General features: G+C 48.7%; 1 pseudogene. It reads right to left on the reverse strand.

The window, feature by feature from the left end:
• Nucleotides 1-482: 482 nt before the first annotated feature.
• Nucleotides 483-599: pseudogene (locus tag ACTHTU_RS11160) on the reverse strand (carboxylating nicotinate-nucleotide diphosphorylase); the annotation flags it as partial.

Here is a 599-nt window from a genome sequence, read left to right on the forward strand (position 1 = left end):
TATTTTAGCTGAAAATGTAAGAAGGGGTCGTCTGAAAGGACGTTCAGACGACCTTGGAGGCATTGCAGAGGTGGGTTTGATAATTTGCCCATGCCGTCATTCCCACGCGGGAGGGAATCTCGATTTCGGGGTTTCAGAAAAATTTACAAAGTTGCCATGATTTCAAATTTCTAGATTCCCGCCTGCGCGGGAATAACGGCATAAGGTTTCTATGTATAGTGGATTAAATTTAAATCAGGACAAGGCGACGAAGCCGCAGACAGTACAGATAGTACGGCAAGGCGAGGCAACGTCGTACGGGTTTAAAGTTAATCCACTATAATTTAGCTAAAGTCCATAATGGCGTTGGCAACGCCTTATCATTGCAATTTTAATCCGCTCCAGAAAACGCCCGTTTCGTCATCTTTACCCCGCCTGTGCGGGAATGACGAAACGGGCGTTTTTGAATGGATTTCTTTCTGCGCCGCTGTCTTCGGCAAAATTTACGCCACGAAATCCAAACCTATGTCCAACGAGCGGCTGCTGTGGGTCAGATAGCCGAGGGCAATGCCGTCTACGCCGGTTTGCGCTACGCGCTTCAGGCGGTCGAAGCCGATGCC

The sequence above is a fragment of the Neisseria sp. P0020.S005 genome (assembly GCF_051957055.1).
Lineage (GTDB): Bacteria > Pseudomonadota > Gammaproteobacteria > Burkholderiales > Neisseriaceae > Neisseria > Neisseria subflava_A.